Annotated in this window: 18 protein-coding genes; 9 read left to right on the top strand and 9 right to left on the bottom strand. The window is 52.7% G+C overall.

The genetic code is table 11. The features are described from left to right. Positions 1 to 97: 97 nt before the first annotated feature. From AB182_RS18320 to AB182_RS18340, 4 genes are all read right to left on the bottom strand, one after another. A protein-coding gene (locus tag AB182_RS18320) for an IS3-like element ISKpn34 family transposase (RefSeq protein WP_120773466.1) occupies positions 98 to 1,218 on the bottom strand; the annotation gives its coding sequence in 2 pieces (ribosomal slippage) (positions 98 to 966 and positions 966 to 1,218; 1,122 coding nt in all). A 49-nt stretch (positions 1,219 to 1,267) separates the two neighbouring features. After that, on the bottom strand, positions 1,268 to 2,083 hold the full coding sequence (locus tag AB182_RS18330) for a peptidoglycan-binding protein (RefSeq protein ID WP_167337892.1): 816 nt from the start codon (positions 2,081 to 2,083) through the stop codon (positions 1,268 to 1,270). A 721-nt stretch (positions 2,084 to 2,804) separates the two neighbouring features. Beyond that, positions 2,805 to 3,263 carry a hypothetical protein gene (locus AB182_RS18335; RefSeq protein WP_052958861.1) on the bottom strand — a complete coding sequence of 153 codons (459 nt, stop codon included), beginning with the start codon at positions 3,261 to 3,263 and terminating at the stop codon, positions 2,805 to 2,807. Next, the gene (locus AB182_RS18340) at positions 3,257 to 3,679 is read right to left on the bottom strand and encodes a glucosaminidase domain-containing protein (RefSeq protein ID WP_047373352.1); all 423 of its coding nucleotides are present in this window, start codon (positions 3,677 to 3,679) and stop codon (positions 3,257 to 3,259) included. Before AB182_RS18340 ends, AB182_RS18335 begins: the two co-directional genes overlap by 7 nt. 593 nt (positions 3,680 to 4,272) lie before the next feature. On the opposite strand from AB182_RS18340, the gene AB182_RS18350 reads away from it, so the two are divergent. From AB182_RS18350 to AB182_RS18370, 5 genes are all read left to right on the top strand, one after another. Next, on the top strand, positions 4,273 to 5,841 hold the full coding sequence (locus tag AB182_RS18350; protein WP_047371357.1) for an ABC transporter substrate-binding protein: 1,569 nt from the start codon (positions 4,273 to 4,275) through the stop codon (positions 5,839 to 5,841). 77 nt (positions 5,842 to 5,918) lie between these two features. Next, on the top strand, positions 5,919 to 6,941 hold the full coding sequence (locus tag AB182_RS18355) for an ABC transporter permease (RefSeq protein WP_047371358.1): 1,023 nt from the start codon (positions 5,919 to 5,921) through the stop codon (positions 6,939 to 6,941). Beyond that, on the top strand, positions 6,941 to 7,774 hold the full coding sequence (locus AB182_RS18360; protein WP_047371359.1) for an ABC transporter permease: 834 nt from the start codon (positions 6,941 to 6,943) through the stop codon (positions 7,772 to 7,774). The genes AB182_RS18355 and AB182_RS18360 overlap by 1 nt, the downstream gene beginning before the upstream one ends. Then, positions 7,767 to 8,603: an ABC transporter ATP-binding protein gene (locus AB182_RS18365; protein ID WP_047371360.1), complete on the top strand. Its 837-nt coding sequence runs from the start codon at positions 7,767 to 7,769 to the stop codon at positions 8,601 to 8,603. The genes AB182_RS18360 and AB182_RS18365 overlap by 8 nt, the downstream gene beginning before the upstream one ends. Further along, positions 8,590 to 9,294, top strand: coding sequence for an ABC transporter ATP-binding protein (locus AB182_RS18370; protein ID WP_047371361.1), 705 nt, complete (start codon positions 8,590 to 8,592; stop codon positions 9,292 to 9,294). Before AB182_RS18365 ends, AB182_RS18370 begins: the two co-directional genes overlap by 14 nt. 568 nt (positions 9,295 to 9,862) lie before the next feature. Here the strand turns inward: AB182_RS18370 and AB182_RS18375 are convergent. Further along, positions 9,863 to 11,200 (bottom strand): aspartate aminotransferase family protein, encoded by a 1,338-nt coding sequence (locus AB182_RS18375; RefSeq protein WP_047371362.1) that lies wholly within the window; start codon positions 11,198 to 11,200, stop codon positions 9,863 to 9,865. A 183-nt stretch (positions 11,201 to 11,383) separates the two neighbouring features. Here AB182_RS18375 and AB182_RS18380 point away from each other — a divergent pair, with 183 nt between their 5' ends. Genes AB182_RS18380 through AB182_RS33225 form a run of 3 tightly spaced genes read left to right on the top strand, consistent with a single transcriptional unit; the run spans position 11,384 to position 12,487 of the window. Further along, positions 11,384 to 12,151: an SDR family NAD(P)-dependent oxidoreductase gene (locus AB182_RS18380; protein WP_047371363.1), complete on the top strand. Its 768-nt coding sequence runs from the start codon at positions 11,384 to 11,386 to the stop codon at positions 12,149 to 12,151. Between the two features lie 37 nt (positions 12,152 to 12,188). Then, positions 12,189 to 12,326, top strand: a complete 138-nt coding sequence (locus tag AB182_RS32670; RefSeq protein ID WP_167337893.1) for a hypothetical protein — start codon at positions 12,189 to 12,191, stop codon at positions 12,324 to 12,326. A 32-nt stretch (positions 12,327 to 12,358) separates the two neighbouring features. Further along, positions 12,359 to 12,487, top strand: coding sequence for a hypothetical protein (locus AB182_RS33225; RefSeq protein ID WP_261802775.1), 129 nt, complete (start codon positions 12,359 to 12,361; stop codon positions 12,485 to 12,487). Positions 12,488 to 12,648: 161 nt separating this feature from the next. Here the strand turns inward: AB182_RS33225 and AB182_RS18385 are convergent, their stop codons facing one another. The 4 genes from AB182_RS18385 to AB182_RS18400 are packed head-to-tail and all read right to left on the bottom strand — an operon-like array spanning position 12,649 to position 15,619. After that, positions 12,649 to 13,410 (bottom strand): amino acid ABC transporter ATP-binding protein, encoded by a 762-nt coding sequence (locus AB182_RS18385; protein WP_047371364.1) that lies wholly within the window; start codon positions 13,408 to 13,410, stop codon positions 12,649 to 12,651. Then, positions 13,403 to 14,068, bottom strand: a complete 666-nt coding sequence (locus tag AB182_RS18390; RefSeq protein WP_047371365.1) for an amino acid ABC transporter permease — start codon at positions 14,066 to 14,068, stop codon at positions 13,403 to 13,405. Before AB182_RS18390 ends, AB182_RS18385 begins: the two co-directional genes overlap by 8 nt. A gap of 14 nt (positions 14,069 to 14,082) precedes the next feature. Next, positions 14,083 to 14,724 carry an amino acid ABC transporter permease gene (locus AB182_RS18395; protein WP_047371366.1) on the bottom strand — a complete coding sequence of 214 codons (642 nt, stop codon included), beginning with the start codon at positions 14,722 to 14,724 and terminating at the stop codon, positions 14,083 to 14,085. Positions 14,725 to 14,770: 46 nt separating this feature from the next. Continuing rightward, positions 14,771 to 15,619 carry a transporter substrate-binding domain-containing protein gene (locus AB182_RS18400; protein WP_041852217.1) on the bottom strand — a complete coding sequence of 283 codons (849 nt, stop codon included), beginning with the start codon at positions 15,617 to 15,619 and terminating at the stop codon, positions 14,771 to 14,773. Positions 15,620 to 15,852: 233 nt separating this feature from the next. On the opposite strand from AB182_RS18400, the gene pdxR reads away from it, so the two are divergent. Continuing rightward, positions 15,853 to 17,316 (top strand): MocR-like pyridoxine biosynthesis transcription factor PdxR, encoded by a 1,464-nt coding sequence (pdxR, locus tag AB182_RS18405; protein WP_047371367.1) that lies wholly within the window; start codon positions 15,853 to 15,855, stop codon positions 17,314 to 17,316. The last annotated feature ends 3 nt before the right edge of the window (positions 17,317 to 17,319 follow it).

The raw sequence follows: 17,319 nt of genomic DNA on the forward strand, positions 1-17,319 counted from the left end.
GAAGTTTATAAGCGCTGTTCTGCCCGCTATTGCAGCCTCGATTAAGCTTGCTGGATATCTGATGCCCTTGACCTGCCCCCAGAGTTAGATACAACCTTCAGTTAGTAATGTCGGTTGGTTTTTCTTCATATTTCCCGTTTCGCCAGCCCGCTGCAAATTCAGCCGGCGTCAGGTAATTCAGTGATGAATGTGGTCGACACTCGTTATAATCCAGTCGCCAGTCATTAATGATCTTCCTGGCGTGAACAATATCGCTGAACCAGTACTCATTCAGGCATTCATCACGAAAGCGTCCGTTAAAACTCTCAATAAATCCGTTCTGCGTTGGCTTGCCGGGCTGGATAAGTCGCAGCTCCACACCATGCTCAAAAGCCCACTGATCGAGTGCGCGGCAGGTAAACTCCGGGCCCTGATCGGTTCTTATCGTAGCCGGATAGCCGCGAAACAGCGCAATGCTGTCCAGAATACGCGTGACCTGCACGCCTGAAATCCCGAAGGCAACAGTGACCGTCAGGCATTCCTTTGTGAAATCATCCACGCAGGTCAGGCACTTGATCCTGCGACCTGTGGCCAGTGCGTCCATGACGAAATCCATTGACCAGGTCAGATTGGGCGCCATCGGGCGGAGCAGCGGCAGACGTTCTGTTGCCAGCCCTTTACGACGTCGTCTGCGTTTTACACTCAGGCCATTAAGTTGATAGATGCGGTAAACCCGCTTGTGGTTAACGCAAAGACCTTCACGTCGCAGAAGCTGCCAGATACGCCGGTAACCAAAACGGCGGCGTTCAAGTGCCAGCTCTGTGATGCGTAGAGACAGCTGCGCGTCAGCAGGCGGACGCTGAGCCGAATATCGGCAGGTTGACAGGGACAGACCTGCCAGCCTGCAGGCACGACGTTGCGACAGACCCTTAGCCTCGCACATGACTTCCACGGCTTCCCGCTTCTGGTCTGTCGTCAGTACTTTAGCCCAAGAGCCACCTGAAGCGCCTCCTTATCCAGCATGGCTTCAGCAAGCAGCTTCTTGAGTCTGGCGTTCTCTTCCTCAAGAGACTTCAGGCGCTTAACCTCAGGCACCTCCATACCGCCATACTTCTTACGCCAGGTGTAAAAGGTGGCGTCGGAAATGGCGTGCTTACGGCAGAGCTCACGGGCAGAAACGCCGGCTTCGGCCTCGCGGAGAATACAGATGATCTGTTCGTCGGAAAAACGCTTCTTCATGGGGATGTCCTCATGTGGCTTATGAAGACATTACTAACATCGCGGTGTATTAATCAACGGGGAGCAGGTCACCCTGATAAAAAATATCGACAACAACATCTTTAATTTTCTGGTCGAGCTGATCCCATGAGGGTGCAGTTGGTTTTTTTGTTGCTGTTTTGACATAAAAAGGCTTAGCGTAATTCTTTTTCTCTAAATAAGAACGTTTAAATAATTCTATCTGCTGCACATAGCTTATCTCTCCAAAGAGCTGCCATGTGGTATCGACAAAAACCTTTGCTTGTCTTACGCTAAGATATGCAGCGTTTGATGCAATCACTGCGCGATATTCTTCTATACCAATACTTCGCAATGTTGAAAAAATCTCTCCTGCAGTCCGCATCTTCATGTCGTAACCGCGACCTAGAGTGACGCCGGATACATCACCAGGCCAGTGCAGTATTCGGGAGAAATAATCAGGTCTTTTAGGTGCCCTCTTGGGAGCATAATCCGGGAATATATAATCATTTCCTTCAGCATCAAAGGTAACCTGGCCTTCAGGCACCCTTAACTGTACCGCCCCGACAGTCTTACGCCATGGCTGTAAAACAACATTGTTTATAGCTTCCTGAAGCCAGATATCTCCGGGATGAATCATCCCGGTAGGCTTCATAGAGAGCATATTCTGAAACCAGCGAATACCGTCAATCGTATCCCTGTCACACTTGCCAGTAATCTTAACGTCTCGTCCGGTTAGTTCTTGATAGCCGGACTTACTGAGTGTTTGCTGAAACCACAAAACCTCTTCTGGCTTGTTGTTGCCACACTCCCCCAGAGTGGAATCAATCCGCATAATATGTGGTCTGTAGCTTTTTCGACTACTCATGAACGCTCCCCTATCCCTTGATGCGTCGTAAAAATTTTTACTATTATGCAATTTTAAAGGTGAGATCGTCATTGGGGAATATTGTAACAAAAAACACCGTAAAAGTTTTACAACGGTCAAAACGGATAGGCAAGACAGACACTATTTTTGCAGATCGTCAGCATCGCAACTTTACTGCCCGGTTTCCGGCACATCTCCAGTACCCAGATATCAGAAGTATAAAAACGTTTATCCGTATCCATTATCTTTAATATCCCTTTAAGGATTTTCTCCAGTAATGGTATTGTCCGCAGATTCCCGAAACGCCTCGTAATGCTCACGGTGTTTTAATTAGCACAGCGCAGCTCAGAGGTTGCCTGTTTGTTTGTGGCTATTTTCGTTCTACTTTACAAAAATGTATCGCACAGAATTCCAGATGTGCCAGGCAAGCATGGCAGGATTTACTCTCCACGCCCTGTGTTCCTCCTGTAAAGCACAACGTGGCCTTTCCGAAGTCAAACTCGTTCTTATTTGATGAATCCGAAATGATCCCTTTTCATCAACTTTGTTGTGGCACACTGAATTGCGACTGCTTATGTAGACACTCTTGAGGGGAGAGTCCAAAGTCAAATAAATGTCCGCAGCTCGCTCATGACGGCCCTCTGATAGGCCGTCAGTGAGGCAGTTAAGTGCCGAGATCTGAAGCTGTGTCAATCAATGGGGCAAGGTCACTCTTCGTAGATTAATTGCAGCCCAGCCCTTCTCTTTCTTTTAACTCACCAGAAAATGTCCATCCCGTGCGCTTCATTATTTCAGCCTGTAGTTGTTTTAGTTCGGAAAATGAATATTGCTTACAATTGTTGCTTTCCCAAACGTCGCCTGTCCGCGGACTGACGGCGAATTCACCAATCACATCAGTAGCTGCAGCCTCCGATGAATCCCATGTCACATGAAAATTGGCATATCCCGGGACGAATTCAATATGTTCAATATTAAATCCGGGCTTATCAATAAACAGATTTTCATGTTTAAGCACCATAATTAAAAGCTCTCTGGCTTGTTCTGCTGTTAGTCCATCATGCTGAATCTGCCCACTGATCACCGGAGATGGAGAGAGCGCTTTCTCAGTAGCACTGGCATTGAGTGGACCACACAGGAATGCCATGATGACGAAAAGTGCACCATTTTTATTATTCAGCATTCCATTCTTCCTTTTACTGCATTAATGATATCAATAAGATATTTGGCAAAACCCGCCCTTCCACCTGTTCGGGGAGCACCTGAATTATAGCCAGACATCATTAAAGCCTGTGCAAAGGCCTGAGGATCACGTTTTCCCATTACTGCTTTGCCAAATCGCGCAGCAAAGGATTCTCCACTTTGCAAGAACGATGAATACACAGCAACTCGTACCTTACTTGTACCACTCACCGGAGCATCTGATAGCTGCCCGGGGGCAGGAGCATGCATCGAAAAATAGTTATTGTAAGTGCTTGCAATTCGCCCCTGCCCGTACTGAGTTTCCTCTGCAGCAAGCCCAAGGATATTCTCGACTGGAAGGCACAATTTTTGTGCGATCACAGCCGCTTCCAGGATATGGCTGAATAACAACAACATCGCCCTTTTCAGGACTTGAAGATGAGGGTAAAGCAGTGAATCCGGCCTTGAGCAGTGAATTACCATAATCTTTTGCGTATTCTGTATTTAGAATATTTATTCCTCCGGCTGCAATAGCCAGGCGCGTATAAACCGCTCACTTAATCTTTGAAGTCGGCCCAGCGTGTTTTATAAGATAATCCACTGCTGCGTCTTTATTCCATCCCATAAAATCCCTCTGAAGACAACGAGCACCAATATGATGCAAAGTGCTGTCATGCTACATCAGGATGACAAGCAACGGATGAGGGTTATCCTTTTTAATACCCTTTCATCTTCAATTGCGTTCTGTATAGCAGTCAATAAATATCAGGCTCAAGTAGACAAGTATCATGATGATCGGAAGTGGTCGTGGCTACCCTTCCATTTCAAACGGCGTTCAGGTCTGGAGAGCGGAGTGGCATCTTTCTTCGGCGTCATTTTCATAGCCAAATCATCTGGCTTATGCCGTAAGCGCATAAACAAAGACGAATTTAAACTTTAAGAAAAATCAGAAGCAGCCTACTTTAGCGAGACAAAATAATTACACTAAATTAACTTTACAGGGATCTCATATGACCAAAAAACTACTGCCCCTCGTCATCATGACACTGCTCTCTGCCACTAGCTATGCTGCGACGCCTCCGGATACGCTGGTTGTTGCACAAGGACTGGACGATATTGTCAGCCTGGATCCGGCAGAGGCCAATGAGCTCTCCAGTATCCAGACCGTACCTAGCTTGTATGAGCGTCTGGTGCAACCGGATCGTGAGAACCCTGAAAAGATTAACCCGGTGTTGGCAGAGAGCTGGCAGCCCGATGCGGCAGCCAAAACCCTGACCATTAAACTGAAAAGTGATGCGAAGTTTGCTTCCGGCAACCCGCTGCGCCCGGAGGATGTGATTTTCTCATATACCCGCGCGGTGACGATGAATAAATCCCCGGCCTTTATTCTGAACGTACTGGGCTGGCAGCCGGATAATATTGCCAGTCAGTTAAAGAAAATCGACGATCATACGATTCAGTTACACTGGACGGCGGATGTTAGCCCGGCGGTGGCTCTCAACATTCTTTCCACGCCAATTGCCTCGATCGTGGACGAAAAACTGGTCAGTGCCAATGTGAAAGATAACGACTTCGGCAACGCCTGGCTCAAGCTGCACTCTGCAGGCAGCGGCGCGTTTAAAATGCGCGTCTATCAGCCGCATCAGGCCATTGTGCTGGACGCTAACCCGACCTCTCCGGGCGGTGCGCCGAAAGTGAAAAACATCATCATTAAAAACGTGCCGGATCCGGCTTCCCGTCGTCTGTTAATTCAACAGGGCGATGCCGATGTGGCGCGCGACCTCGGCGCCGATCAGATTAGCGCGCTGACGGATAAGAAAGGCATCAAAGTGCTGAGTATTCCGTCTGCCGAGCAGAACTACCTGGTGTTTAACACCGGTAACAGCGCCAATCCGTTACTCAATAACCCGGCCTTCTGGGAAGCGGCGCGTTGGCTTGTGGATTACGACGGCATCACCAAAAACCTGCTGAAAGGGCAATATTTCGTTCATCAGAGCTTCCTGCCGGTCGGCCTGCCAGGCGCGCTGGAAGATAACCCGTTTAAATTCGACCCGGCAAAAGCCAAAGAGATCCTCGCCAAAGCGGGGATTAAAGATGCGCACTTCACGCTGGATGTGGAAAACAAACCGCCGTTCATTACCATCGCCCAGTCCATGCAGGCCAGTTTTGCCCAGGGCGGCGTGAAGGTGGACCTGTTACCCGCCGCGGGTAGCCAGGTCTATGCACGCGTACGCGCCAAACAGCATCAGGCGGCGATTCGTCTGTGGATCCCGGATTACTTCGACGCCCACTCGAATGCCAGCGCCTTTGCCTACAATGACGGTAAATCCAGTACCGTTGCCGGGTTAAATGGCTGGCAGATCCCTGAGCTGAACAAAGCCACGCTCGCGGCCGTCGCCGAACCGGATGCCGCCAAACGTCTGGAACTGTACAAAACAATGCAGCAAGAATTGCAGCATAAATCGCCTTATGTTTTTGTGGATCAAGGGAAAACGCAGATCGTGGTGCGTGATAACGTGAAAGGCTACCAGCAAGGGTTAAATGCGGATATGGTGTGGTATGACCGCGTGACGAAGTAAGTTAGCGATTGCGCCAGTGACCCTCTCTCATTTCGGGGAGGGTTTTCACTTAAGAATGATGCCATTAAGAGTTAGTCATGTCCCACATCTCACCCAGGCTGTTACGGGTTACCCAGACCCTGATAACCCTCGCCCTGACATTGTTTGGTCTGTTACTGGTTACCTTCTCTCTCTCGGCCCTTTCGCCCGTTGACCGGGTGCTGCAAATTGTCGGCGACCATGCCAGCCAGTCGACCTACGACCAGGTCCGCCACCAGCTCGGGCTGGATCAACCGCTTCCTGTGCAATTCTGGCACTATTTACTGAGCCTTTTTCACGGCGATTTAGGCACCGCCAGCGCCACCGGACAACCGGTCTTGCAGGATCTGCTCTCGGCGTTTCCTGCCACGCTGGAACTGGCCACGCTCGCATTGGTTATCGGCACGGCGCTGGGTATTTTCGCTGGCGTGTTATGCGCGCGTTTTGCCGGTTCCCCACTGGACCTGGCCGTGCGCACCTTTACCCTACTCGGTAACTCTGTTCCCATCTTCTGGCTCGGTCTGTTAATGCTGGCGCTGTTCTACGCGAAGTTGCAATGGAGCGCGGGCCCCGGCAGGCTGGATGATATCTATCAATACACGGTCACCCCACAGACCGGCTTTGTGCTGATGGATACCTGGCTTTCCGGTGACAGTCAGGCATTCAGAAATGCCCTTAGCCACATGGTGCTCCCGGTGACTCTGCTCGCCTATTATTCTCTGGCCAGTATCACCCGCCTGACCCGCTCGGCCTGCCTGGGCGAAATGAACAAAGAGTACATCTTGCTGGCGCGCGCAAAGGGGGCTGGCGAGATGACGATCATGCTACGCCATGTCCTGCCGAATATTCGCGGCACACTCCTGACCGTGGTCGCGCTGTCGTATACCAGCATGCTGGAAGGCGCGGTGCTGACCGAGACTGTCTTTTCCTGGCCGGGGATTGGCCGCTATCTGACGACCGCGCTGTTTGCCGGTGACACTACCGCGATCATGGGCGGTACGCTGGTTATTGGCGTCTGCTTTGTTCTGATAAACAATCTCGCCGACCTGCTGGTCCGGCTCACAGACCCGAGGATTCGCTAATGCCGACGACTCTTTTTTTACGCCGTCTGCGCCACTCCCCTGCGGGTTTTAGCGGTCTGATGATTGTGATTGTCCTGCTTTTGATTGCTGTTTTTGCCCCGTGGCTGGCGCCGCAAGACCCCAACTGGCAGGATGCCGCATCACGCTTACAGCCCCCTTCGGCCGCCCACTGGCTGGGAACCGACAGCTATGGTCGTGACTTGCTGTCACGGCTCATCTACGGCACGCGTCCGGCGCTGGGGCTGGTCGCTCTGGTCACCATCATTACGCTGCCTGCCGGCCTGCTGGTCGGCATTTTGTCTGGTTATTACGGTGGCTGGCTGGAACGGGTATTAATGCGCTTTACCGACGTGGTGATGTCAATGCCGCGCCTGATTCTCGCGTTCGCCTTTGTCGCCATGCTGGGCCCCGGCCTCGTCAATGGTGCGCTTGCGCTTGCGCTCACTACCTGGCCTGCCTATGCGCGTCAGGCACGTAGCGAGATCCAGCGTCTTCGTCACAGTGACTATCTGGCCGCGGCGGAGATGATGGGCATTCGCGGCTGGCGACTGTTGCTGGGGCATATCCTGCCGCTCTGTTTGCCATCCGCGATTGTACGTCTGGCGCTGGATCTGGCGGGCATTATCCTCGCCGCCGCAGGGCTGGGTTTCTTAGGCCTTGGGGCCCGCCCGCCGATGGCGGAATGGGGCGCAATGATTGCCGATGGCATGCAGGTTATCTTCGATCAGTGGTGGATTGCCGCCGCACCCGGTGCGGTCATTTTACTGGCAAGTCTTGCATTTAACCTGTTGGGCGATGGCCTGCGCGATGTACTGGAGCCACACCATGACTGAAAAACGGATTGTCGTATCGGGGCTGAATGTCGATTATCCCGGCGCCCGCGTGGTCAACGACCTGAGCTTCACGCTGGGCAATGAGCGTCTTGCGCTGGTGGGGGAATCAGGCTCCGGCAAATCGATGACCGCCCGCGCACTGATGGGACTGGTACGTAAACCCGGCAAAGTTAGCGCCAGTGAACTGAGCGTATCCGGGCATGATTTACTGACTCTGGAGAATAAAGCGTGGCGCGCCCTGCGCGGCAATGGCATTGCGATGGTGCTACAGGACCCGCGTTATGCGTTGAACCCTGTACAAACCGTGTTTGCACAACTGGATGAAGCACTCACCCTCCACCAGCGGCTGAACCGTAAACAGCGGCTGGAAAAAATAAACGAAGCATTGCGCGCCGTGGAGCTGGAGCCTGCGGTATTGCAGCGTTACCCCGGTGAGCTTTCCGGTGGTATGGGCCAGCGCGTCATGATCGCTATCGCGCTGGTTAACGATCCCCAGGTGCTGATTGCGGATGAACCCACCTCAGCCCTGGACGCTCGCCTGCGCAATCAAATCCTTGAACTGCTGGTGGCGCAGTGTGAACAACGGCAAATGGCCATGCTGCTTATCAGCCATGATTTGCCGCTGGTCGCACAGCATTGCCATCGCGTGCTGGTGATGTACCAGGGACAGAAAGTGGATGAAATGCCTGCCAGCGAACTCCCCAATGCCGCACATCCTTACACGCGCACGCTGTGGACCTGCCGTCCACAGGCGCAGACCTATGGTCAAATGCTCCCGACGCTTGACCGCAGCCGCATTTTTACGGAGTCAGACCATGGCCATCGCTGAAATTCGCCATCTGGAGGTAAGCTTCGGGGAAAAAACCGTCGTCCGCGATGCCAGTTTTACCCTCGAACAGGGCGAGACGTTTAGCCTGATTGGCGCATCAGGCTGTGGCAAATCAACGCTGATGCGGGTACTGGCTGGGCTGCAGCGTGAATGGCGCGGCGAAATGTCATTGTTCGGTTCTAAGATAAAAGCAGGCGTGCGTTACCAGGGAACATTGCGACGAAACGTACAAATGGTTTTTCAGGATCCTTATGCTTCACTGCATCCCAACCACACGCTGTATCGTACTCTCGCAGAACCGTTACAGATTCACCGCGAGAAAGCGGTAGAACAGCGGGTCAGCACAGCGCTGGAAGAGGTGGGGCTGCCTGCGGATTCGGCCAGGCGCTACCCGCATCAACTCTCGGGTGGACAGCGTCAGCGTGTGGCGATCGCCCGGGCGCTGCTGTTGCGACCGCAAATTCTTCTGCTTGATGAACCGACATCGGCGCTGGATATGTCAATCCAGGCAGAGATCCTCAACTTACTGAACCGCCTGAAAGCCCAGCACAATATGAGCTATTTGTTGGTTAGCCATGATGCGGATGTCATCGCGCATATGTCAGACCGGGCCGCTTTTATGGCAAATGGCAAAATCGAGCGCTTTTTTGACCGGGATGCGCTGATACGTGGTGAACACCGCATGAGCTAAGTGACAAAGGGTTTGGGTGCGTGAGGATCCAACCTGACAAGGTGATTTGCGGGGATTACTCCCCGCAATTCAGCTACTTCTTCGGTTGTTCGCGAGACGAGCTTTAAATCAAAACATCAGGCTATCTTCTTTGCCATTTTTGCCCAGGGCAGTGCTCACAATCCTCACGTACTTCGTGTACGCTCCGGTTGTTCCGCGCTGTCCGTGTCAAAACTGGCTGCAGCGAAAACGCCTGATGTTCCGATTTCGAACTTTCAAAAAATGGCCAGCACCCTCTATCAGAGGGCTCTGCACCACGATCGCCACCAGGGCGTACTTCGTTGTTAGCATGTCATTGCCTCCTTGCAAAAAAGAGACTAACAACCAACTTGTCGAGGGTTGGGATGTAAGCCTCAGGTTGATAACACTCTTTCCTGGGGCTTTCACCTTTCTGAACCCTGCAAATGCCTGACTCAGAAAGCCTCAGGCACCCGCGAGAATGCTACCCACTTACTTCCCTGCATACGACCAAAAACTGTATTGATATCCAGTAAAACGACTTTTTCAGAAAACGTTTACTGGTTGAAAATTACTTCGCCAGGCTACCAAACTCACCGAGTACTGCATCAAAAATTGCCAGCCCTTTTTGCACTTCGGCAGCACTCATCGTGCACGGCGGTACCACGTGAATACGGTTTTCGGCGACAAAAGGCAAAATGCCTGCCTGGAGCAACGCACCTTTGATCGCCGCCATATCGGCCGCGGCCACTGGCGTTTTCGTCACGCGGTCGGTAACCAGTTCCAGCGCCTGGAACATGCCACGCCCACGTACATCGCCAATCAACGCATGTTTCTGCGCCAGTGACGCCAGGCCTGCACGCAGCACTCCATCCCCCACCGTCGCCGCGTTTTCTACCACTTTTTCATCTTTCATCGCATCCAGCGTGGCGACAATCGCCGACATCGCCAGCGGATGGCCAGAATAGGTCAGGCCGCCTGCAAAGAAGTGGTCGTCAAAGTAGTGCGAGATTTTCTCAGAAATAATGACGCCGCCTGCCGGTACGTAACCCGCATTGACGCCTTTTGCAAAGGTGATGAGATCGGGAACAATGCCATCCTGCTCGAACGCAAACCAGCTCCCGGTGCGGCCAAAACCGGCCATCACTTCATCGACAATCAGCACAATGCCGAATTCATCTGCCAGCGCACGTACGCCCTGCATATAACCTTTTGGCGGCACCAGAATCCCGGCCGTGCCCGGTACGGACTCCAGCAGAATAGCGGCAACAGAATTCGGCCCTTCGCACTCAATCATCCGACGCAGATGCGCCAGTGCGCGCTGGCACTCTTCTTCCTCGGTCGTGGCGTTAAATTCGCTGCGATACAGGTACGGGTTAAAGAAGTGAACGTGCCCACGGGCATATTCATTCGGGATACGACGGGAATCGCCTGTAGCCACAATCGCGCTACCGGTATTCCCGTGGTAGGAACGGTAGGCAGAAAAAATCTTGTCGCGTCCGGTGTACATACGCGCCATACGCATGGCGTTCTCGTTGGCGTCAGCACCGGCGTTAGTAAAGAACACTTTGCTAAAGCCTTCGGGGGCCAAATCAACGATGCGTTTTGCCGCTTCACCACGCGCGAGATTTGCCGTCGCTGGTGCGATAGTGGTCAGTTCTTCCAGTTGAGCCTTCATCGCTGCCAGAACGCGCGGATGTTGATAACCGATATTGACGTTTACCAGTTGGCTGCTGAAATCAAGATACGTGTTGCCATCGTAATCCCACAATTCGCACCCTTTGGCTCCGGCGATCACCAGTGGATTGAGGCTGCCTTGCATCGACCATGAATGGAACACATACGAACGGTCCAGCTGACGTACATCATCGTTGGTTATCGCCATCTCGCTCTGAAGTGCCAGTTTCATACCCTGCTCCTTTCATACCGTTGTTGTTGATTCCATCATGCGGCGCGCCACCCGCAGTCAGGTAGAGCCAGTCTTGTTAGCGGCATGTGACACACGTGTCACATATTTACTCACCAACTGGCTCTGTCTCTCCCGCGCGCGCGTTTTCTATAGTGGCGGAAGAAACCAGCACAGGAGAGAGAAATGACAACAGCAAAGAAAGTGGTCTTTATTACCGGCGCGACATCCGGATTCGGCGAAGCCGCCGCACGGGTCTTTGCCAAAGCAGGTTGGTCGCTGGTGCTGAGCGGGCGCCGTCTGGCACGTCTTGAGGCGTTACAGGATTCGCTTTCGGCAGATGTCCCCGTTCACATTATTGAGCTGGACGTTCGCGATAAAGACGCCGTGAAACAGGCCGTTGCCGCACTTCCCCCCGCGTTCGCCGATATCACCACGCTTATCAATAACGCCGGGCTGGCACTTTCACCACAGCCCGCACAAAACGTTGATTTGCAAGACTGGCAGACCATGATTGATACCAACGTCACCGGACTGGTCAACGTCACCCACGCGCTGCTGCCCACGCTGATTAATCACGGCGCAGGCGCGAGTATTATCAATATCGGGTCGATTGCCGGGCAGTGGCCTTATCCGGGTAGCCACGTTTATGGCGCAACCAAAGCATTTGTGAAGCAATTCAGCTATAACCTGCGCTGCGATTTGCTGGGTACGGGCGTGCGGGTGACCGATCTCGCGCCGGGTATTGCGGAAACGGAATTCACGCTGGTTCGCACCAAAGGGGATCAGGCGGCATCCGATAACTTGTACCGTGGCACCACGCCGCTCAGCGCGCAGGATATTGCCGAACAGATGTTCTACATCGCCACGCTGCCAGATCATATGAATATCAACCGGGTGGAAGTGATGCCAGTGCGCCAGGCCTGGCAGCCGTTTGCTATTGACCGGGATTAATATGTCTGCGGTAGCCCGAATCAGGCGTTCACGCCGCATGCGGGACATGTTTTCCCCCGGTGGCGCTGACGCTTACCGGGGCTACCGTCGCGTAGCCCGGATAAGGCGTTTACGCCGCATCCGGGACATGTTTTCCCCGGTGGCGCTGACCCTTACCGGGGCTACCGTCGCGTAGCCCGGATAAGGAGTTTACGCCGCATCCGGGACATGTTTTCCCCCGGTGGCGCTGGCGCTTACCGGGGCTACCGTCGCGTAGCCCGGATAAGGCGTTTACGCCGCATCCGGGACATGTTTTCCCCGGTGGCGCTGGCGCTTACCGGGGCTACCGTTGCGTAGCCCGGATAAGGCGTTTACGCCGCATCCGGGAACTCTCCCCGGCGGCGCTGCGCTTGCCAGGGCTACCGTCGCGTAGCCCGGATAAGGCGTTTACGCCGCATCCGGGACATGTTTTCCCCCGGCGGCGCTGACGCTTACCGGGGCTACAGTGAGAAGGGAAATTAGCGGCTGGATTGCAAAAACTTACGCACGCGGTCTGAGTCCGGGTTAGTAAAGAACTTCTCTGGCGAGGCCTTCTCGATCAGCAATCCTTTCTCTAAAAACACCACTTCATCTGACACCTGGCGGGCAAAATCCATCTCGTGCGTCACCACCACCATCGTATAGCCTTCGGCAGCGAGATTTTTCATCACCCCCAGCACCTCATTGACCAGCTCAGGATCCAGCGCCGACGTCGGTTCATCGAACAAAATCACCTCCGGCGACATCGCCAGCGAACGGGCAATCGCCACGCGCTGTTTCTGCCCACCGGAAAGGGTAATCGGATACACATCCGTTTTATGGCTCATCCCGACCTTCTCTAACTGGCGACGACCAATCTCGTCTGCCATCTCCCGCTTCATGCCTTTCACATGAATCAGCGCTTCGGTGACATTTTGCAGCACCGTCAGATGTGGCCACAAATTAAAGCTCTGAAACACCATGCCCACGCGTTCGCGGATTTTCGACAAATCCTTGTGCGACATGGCCTTGCCCGAGGCGTCATCCACGCCAAGGCGCTGACCACTGATGCGCACTTCGCCGCGATCGGGCTGCTCCAGCCAGTTCATGCAGCGCAACAAGGTCGATTTCCCTGAACCGGAAGAACCGAGAATACTGACCACCGTGCCCTTCTCCACCGTCAGGTTGATATCACGTAACACTTCAACGTTATCAAACTGCTTGGACAGATTCTTAACGCTAACCGCACTTTGTTCAGGCATGGGTCATTCCTCTCTTGTTTCCATATTGGCTTAGTCGTTTAATCAGCAGTTCAAGTAAAATACTGATGCCCCAGTACAGCGCAATGGCGACGATAAAGGCGTTAAACGGAATAAAGTACGTTGACTGCACGCTATTCGCGGCGGCGGTGATCTCCTGTACAGTAATAATGCACAGGAAGGCCGTGTCTTTCAGGCAGATAATTAACTGGTTGCCCATCAGCGGCAGCGCAGAAGAGAAAATATTAGGCAGGATGATACGCTGAAAGATTTTATAACGAGAAAACCCCTGCGACACAGCAGCTTCGATATAACCTGCAGAAAATATACGGCGCTGGCTACGTAATATTTCGAAGAAATAGGCACCATGATAAATCACCAGCGCCAGCAGACCGGCCGTCCAGGCTTCCATACTAATACCCAACTGCGGCAGGCCATAATAAAGTAAGTAGGCCAGAATCAGAAAGGGAACAGCACGCATCAGGCTGACAAAAGCAATAATTATTCTGTCAATTACGCGATTTTGGTATTCCATAATGTAGCACAGGAGAATGCCGATAAATAAACCGACAACCGCTGCAATAATAAACAATTCAAGCGTTGAAAGCAGGCCATTGAAAAAACTCTCGCGTGCTGACCAGACAATACTCCACTGACTCATATACCCTCCTGCTTTTATCGCGCCAGGCGCTTCGCTTTACGTTCCGCCATGCCCTGCAATTTCAGCAACAAGCCGATAATGATGACGTAGAGCAATCCCGCCGCCAGAATGGGAGACAGGGGTTCATAGGTCACCGAGGAAATGCGGTTGGTGACGCGGGTCAGGTCAACCACGCCGATTATCGCAATCGCCGGGCTGCCTTTAATGAGAAAAGACATCTCGTTCACTAGCGCAGGCAGGCTTTCAATCCACATTTGCGGCAACATAATGTAGCGAAAATAGGTCCAGCGCCGCATACCGACAGATTCGGCGGCCTCACGTTGTTCACGAGGAAAATTACGAAAGGCGTTACGCCAGATTTCGGCATTAAACGCGGATGTATTCAGCGTTAATGCCACAATCGCCGCCGCCGTTTTATCCAGGTTTATGCCCAGCGTCGGCAGCGATAAGAACAGGAACAGAACCAGCGTCACCAGCGGTGTAGCACGCGCCAGACTGATATAGACCACCAGCGCCTGATCGACGACCGGGATTTTCATCATACGAATAAAGGCGATTACCAGACCGATAACCACCCCGAACGCGATAGCCACGCCCGAAATCCAGAGGGTCGTCCATGCGCCTTCAATTAATAACTGCCATGCCATTGAATCCATGGTCCCCTCCTTTTCTGACTGGCGGCGGTTGCCCGCCGCAATAAACTTATAAACCGGCTAACTTGTGGAACTGATCGGCACTGGTGATCGGCTCTTTCGGCAAATCGTAGGTTTCGCCAAACCATTTTTTCTGCAACTCAGCCAGCTTGCCGGTTTCGGTCATGTGATTCATAAATTTGGTCATGAACGCCAGCAATTCCGGGGAGCTTTTGGAGATGGGCCATGCCATATAACCAGGGCCAGAGACCGGCAGTCCCTTGGCAAAGACTTTCGGCTTCGCTTTTACCAGGTCATTGACGGAGATAACCACGTTAATCACGTAATCGACGCGTTTGTTAGCCAGGTCGGCATAGGCTTCCGGGTAAGATTGATATTCCACAACCGGGCCAAGCTTACCGCCGACTTTCTCCAGCATCGCTTTCAGTTCTGGCAGACGTGCCAGCAATGCGCTGCCTGCCTGAACGCCTACTTTTTTACCGCTCAAATCTGCGATGGTATTTAATGTTTTGTCATCTGCGCGCTTCACAAAATAATGTTGCGCAGACGCCCATGGCGGTGTGAAATTAAATACATTAAGACGTTCATCGGTAATCACCGCGCCGGTTAACGCCATATCGTATTGCCCGGTAGATACAGCAGCGAGCAGGCCCGTCCAGGGTAAAATACTTTGGTTGATATTGAATTTTGCGTATTTGCGCAATTCGTCGAGCATATCCTTGTTAAACCCTTCCGATTTACCATCTTTCATAAAGTTAAACGGTGCATAGTCATCTTCAGTCGCCACTTTCAAAGTGCCAGACTTTTCGATTTCGGGTAAATCTGCTGCGACTGCGTGTAAAGAAAAAGCCAAAGTGAACATGGCTGCAAGACAATATTTGCCGAATACTTTTTTCATTTCTCTACCCTTAATTAAATATGCCAGAAAGGTTCATCCCAGACATGCTGGAACTATTGCAATAAATATGCCGACTGCGTTTCTTGACCGCTCTTTTGTGACTGCGTTTTTACAATAGGGAGCCTTTTTGCTTTCTGAATAGAGCCAGTTTCGGCAAATGAATGTGTCAGATAACGGGAAGCTGGTATGGAATTTGCTCAAATATATCCATGTCTTTTCCAGCGGAGTGCGTCATGATTCGTCACCTTTTGCATGTCAATTTTGATGGTCAGCGTGGTTTACAGGAACAGGTGCGTGAATCGCTGATAAACGCCATCCTGAGCGGCATTTTTCAGGCAGACACCCCTCTTCCCTCATGTCGCCAACTCGCTGGTCAGCTTAATGTTTCTCGCAATACCACGGCGCTGGTATTTGAAAGTCTGGTCAATGAAGGGTATCTGGTCAGCCGCCCACGCAGCGGGTATTACCTGCACCCGGATTACTACCATGCCGGTCAAAACGTGTCGCAATCTGCACCTGAATGCGAAAGCGCTGCACCACGATGGGGCAACCGCCTGCAAATCACGCCCAGCCAGCAGGAGTCAATTCTAAAACCCGCTGGCTGGATGCACTATCGCTACCCGTTTATTTACGGCCAGCCGGACACGCAACAATTTCCCCTCGCCTTCTGGCGTGCCGCGGCAAACTGGCTGCACGGCGGCGTACGTGACCCGTCCTGGGTTATCGATCATATCGATCAGGATGTGCCCATGCTGGTTGAGCAGATCCGCACCCGGGTGCTGCCGAAACGCGGTATCGTTGCCGCTCCGGATGAAATCCTCATCACGCTGGGCTCACAGAACGCCCTGTATTTACTGACCCGTCTGTTGATGTCATGGCAAACGCGTGTGGCGGTCGAAAACCCGGGGTTTCGCGAAGCGATCAATACATTTCTGCTTAACGATACCCATATCGTTCCGCATCCGGTTGATGAAGAAGGCATTGTACTGGGCGAAACGCCCTGCGATTACTACTACGTGACGCCGGGACATCAGGTGCCAACGGGTGTCACCATGAGTAAAGCGCGCCGGGTCCAGTTGCTCGAATACGCCACCCGGCATGACGCGGTGATCATTGAAGATGACTACGACTCGGAAAGTAACTTTACGCAAAACCCCTTACCGGCGTTGAAAGCCAGCGATCGTAGCGGGCGCGTTATCTATGTCAGTAGCCTGTCAAAAGCGCTCTCACCCGGACTGCGGCTGGGCTTTATGGTAGCCGCGCCGGAAATCATTGACGAAGCCCGCGCGCTACGTCGCCTGGTGTATCGCCATCCGCCAACCAACATTCAGTATCAGATGGCCCATTTCCTGGCACAGGGCCATTACGAGACACACCTGCGCCGCTACCACGAAGACTCTGCACGCCGTTGGGATACCTTGCATAACGCGCTGCAAACCTTTTTGCCCGAGTGCAAAACGTTCGGTGGCAGCGAACATGCCAACGCGTTCTGGCTGAGTACGCCAAAACATATCAGCACTCAGCAACTCACCTGGCGCGCGGCCCATGCGGGGGTATTGATTGAGCCGGGGGCGCGTCATTTTCTTGATAGCGCGCCCCCGGATAACTATTTCCGCATGGGATTCCATGCCATTAATCCAAATGCCATCGTGCCCGGTGTTGAAGTACTCAGGGGACAGCTGGAGCAAATCGGATAAATT

Origin of the sequence: Phytobacter ursingii (genome assembly GCF_001022135.1) — a bacterium.
Classification (GTDB): Bacteria; Pseudomonadota; Gammaproteobacteria; order Enterobacterales; family Enterobacteriaceae; genus Phytobacter; species Phytobacter ursingii.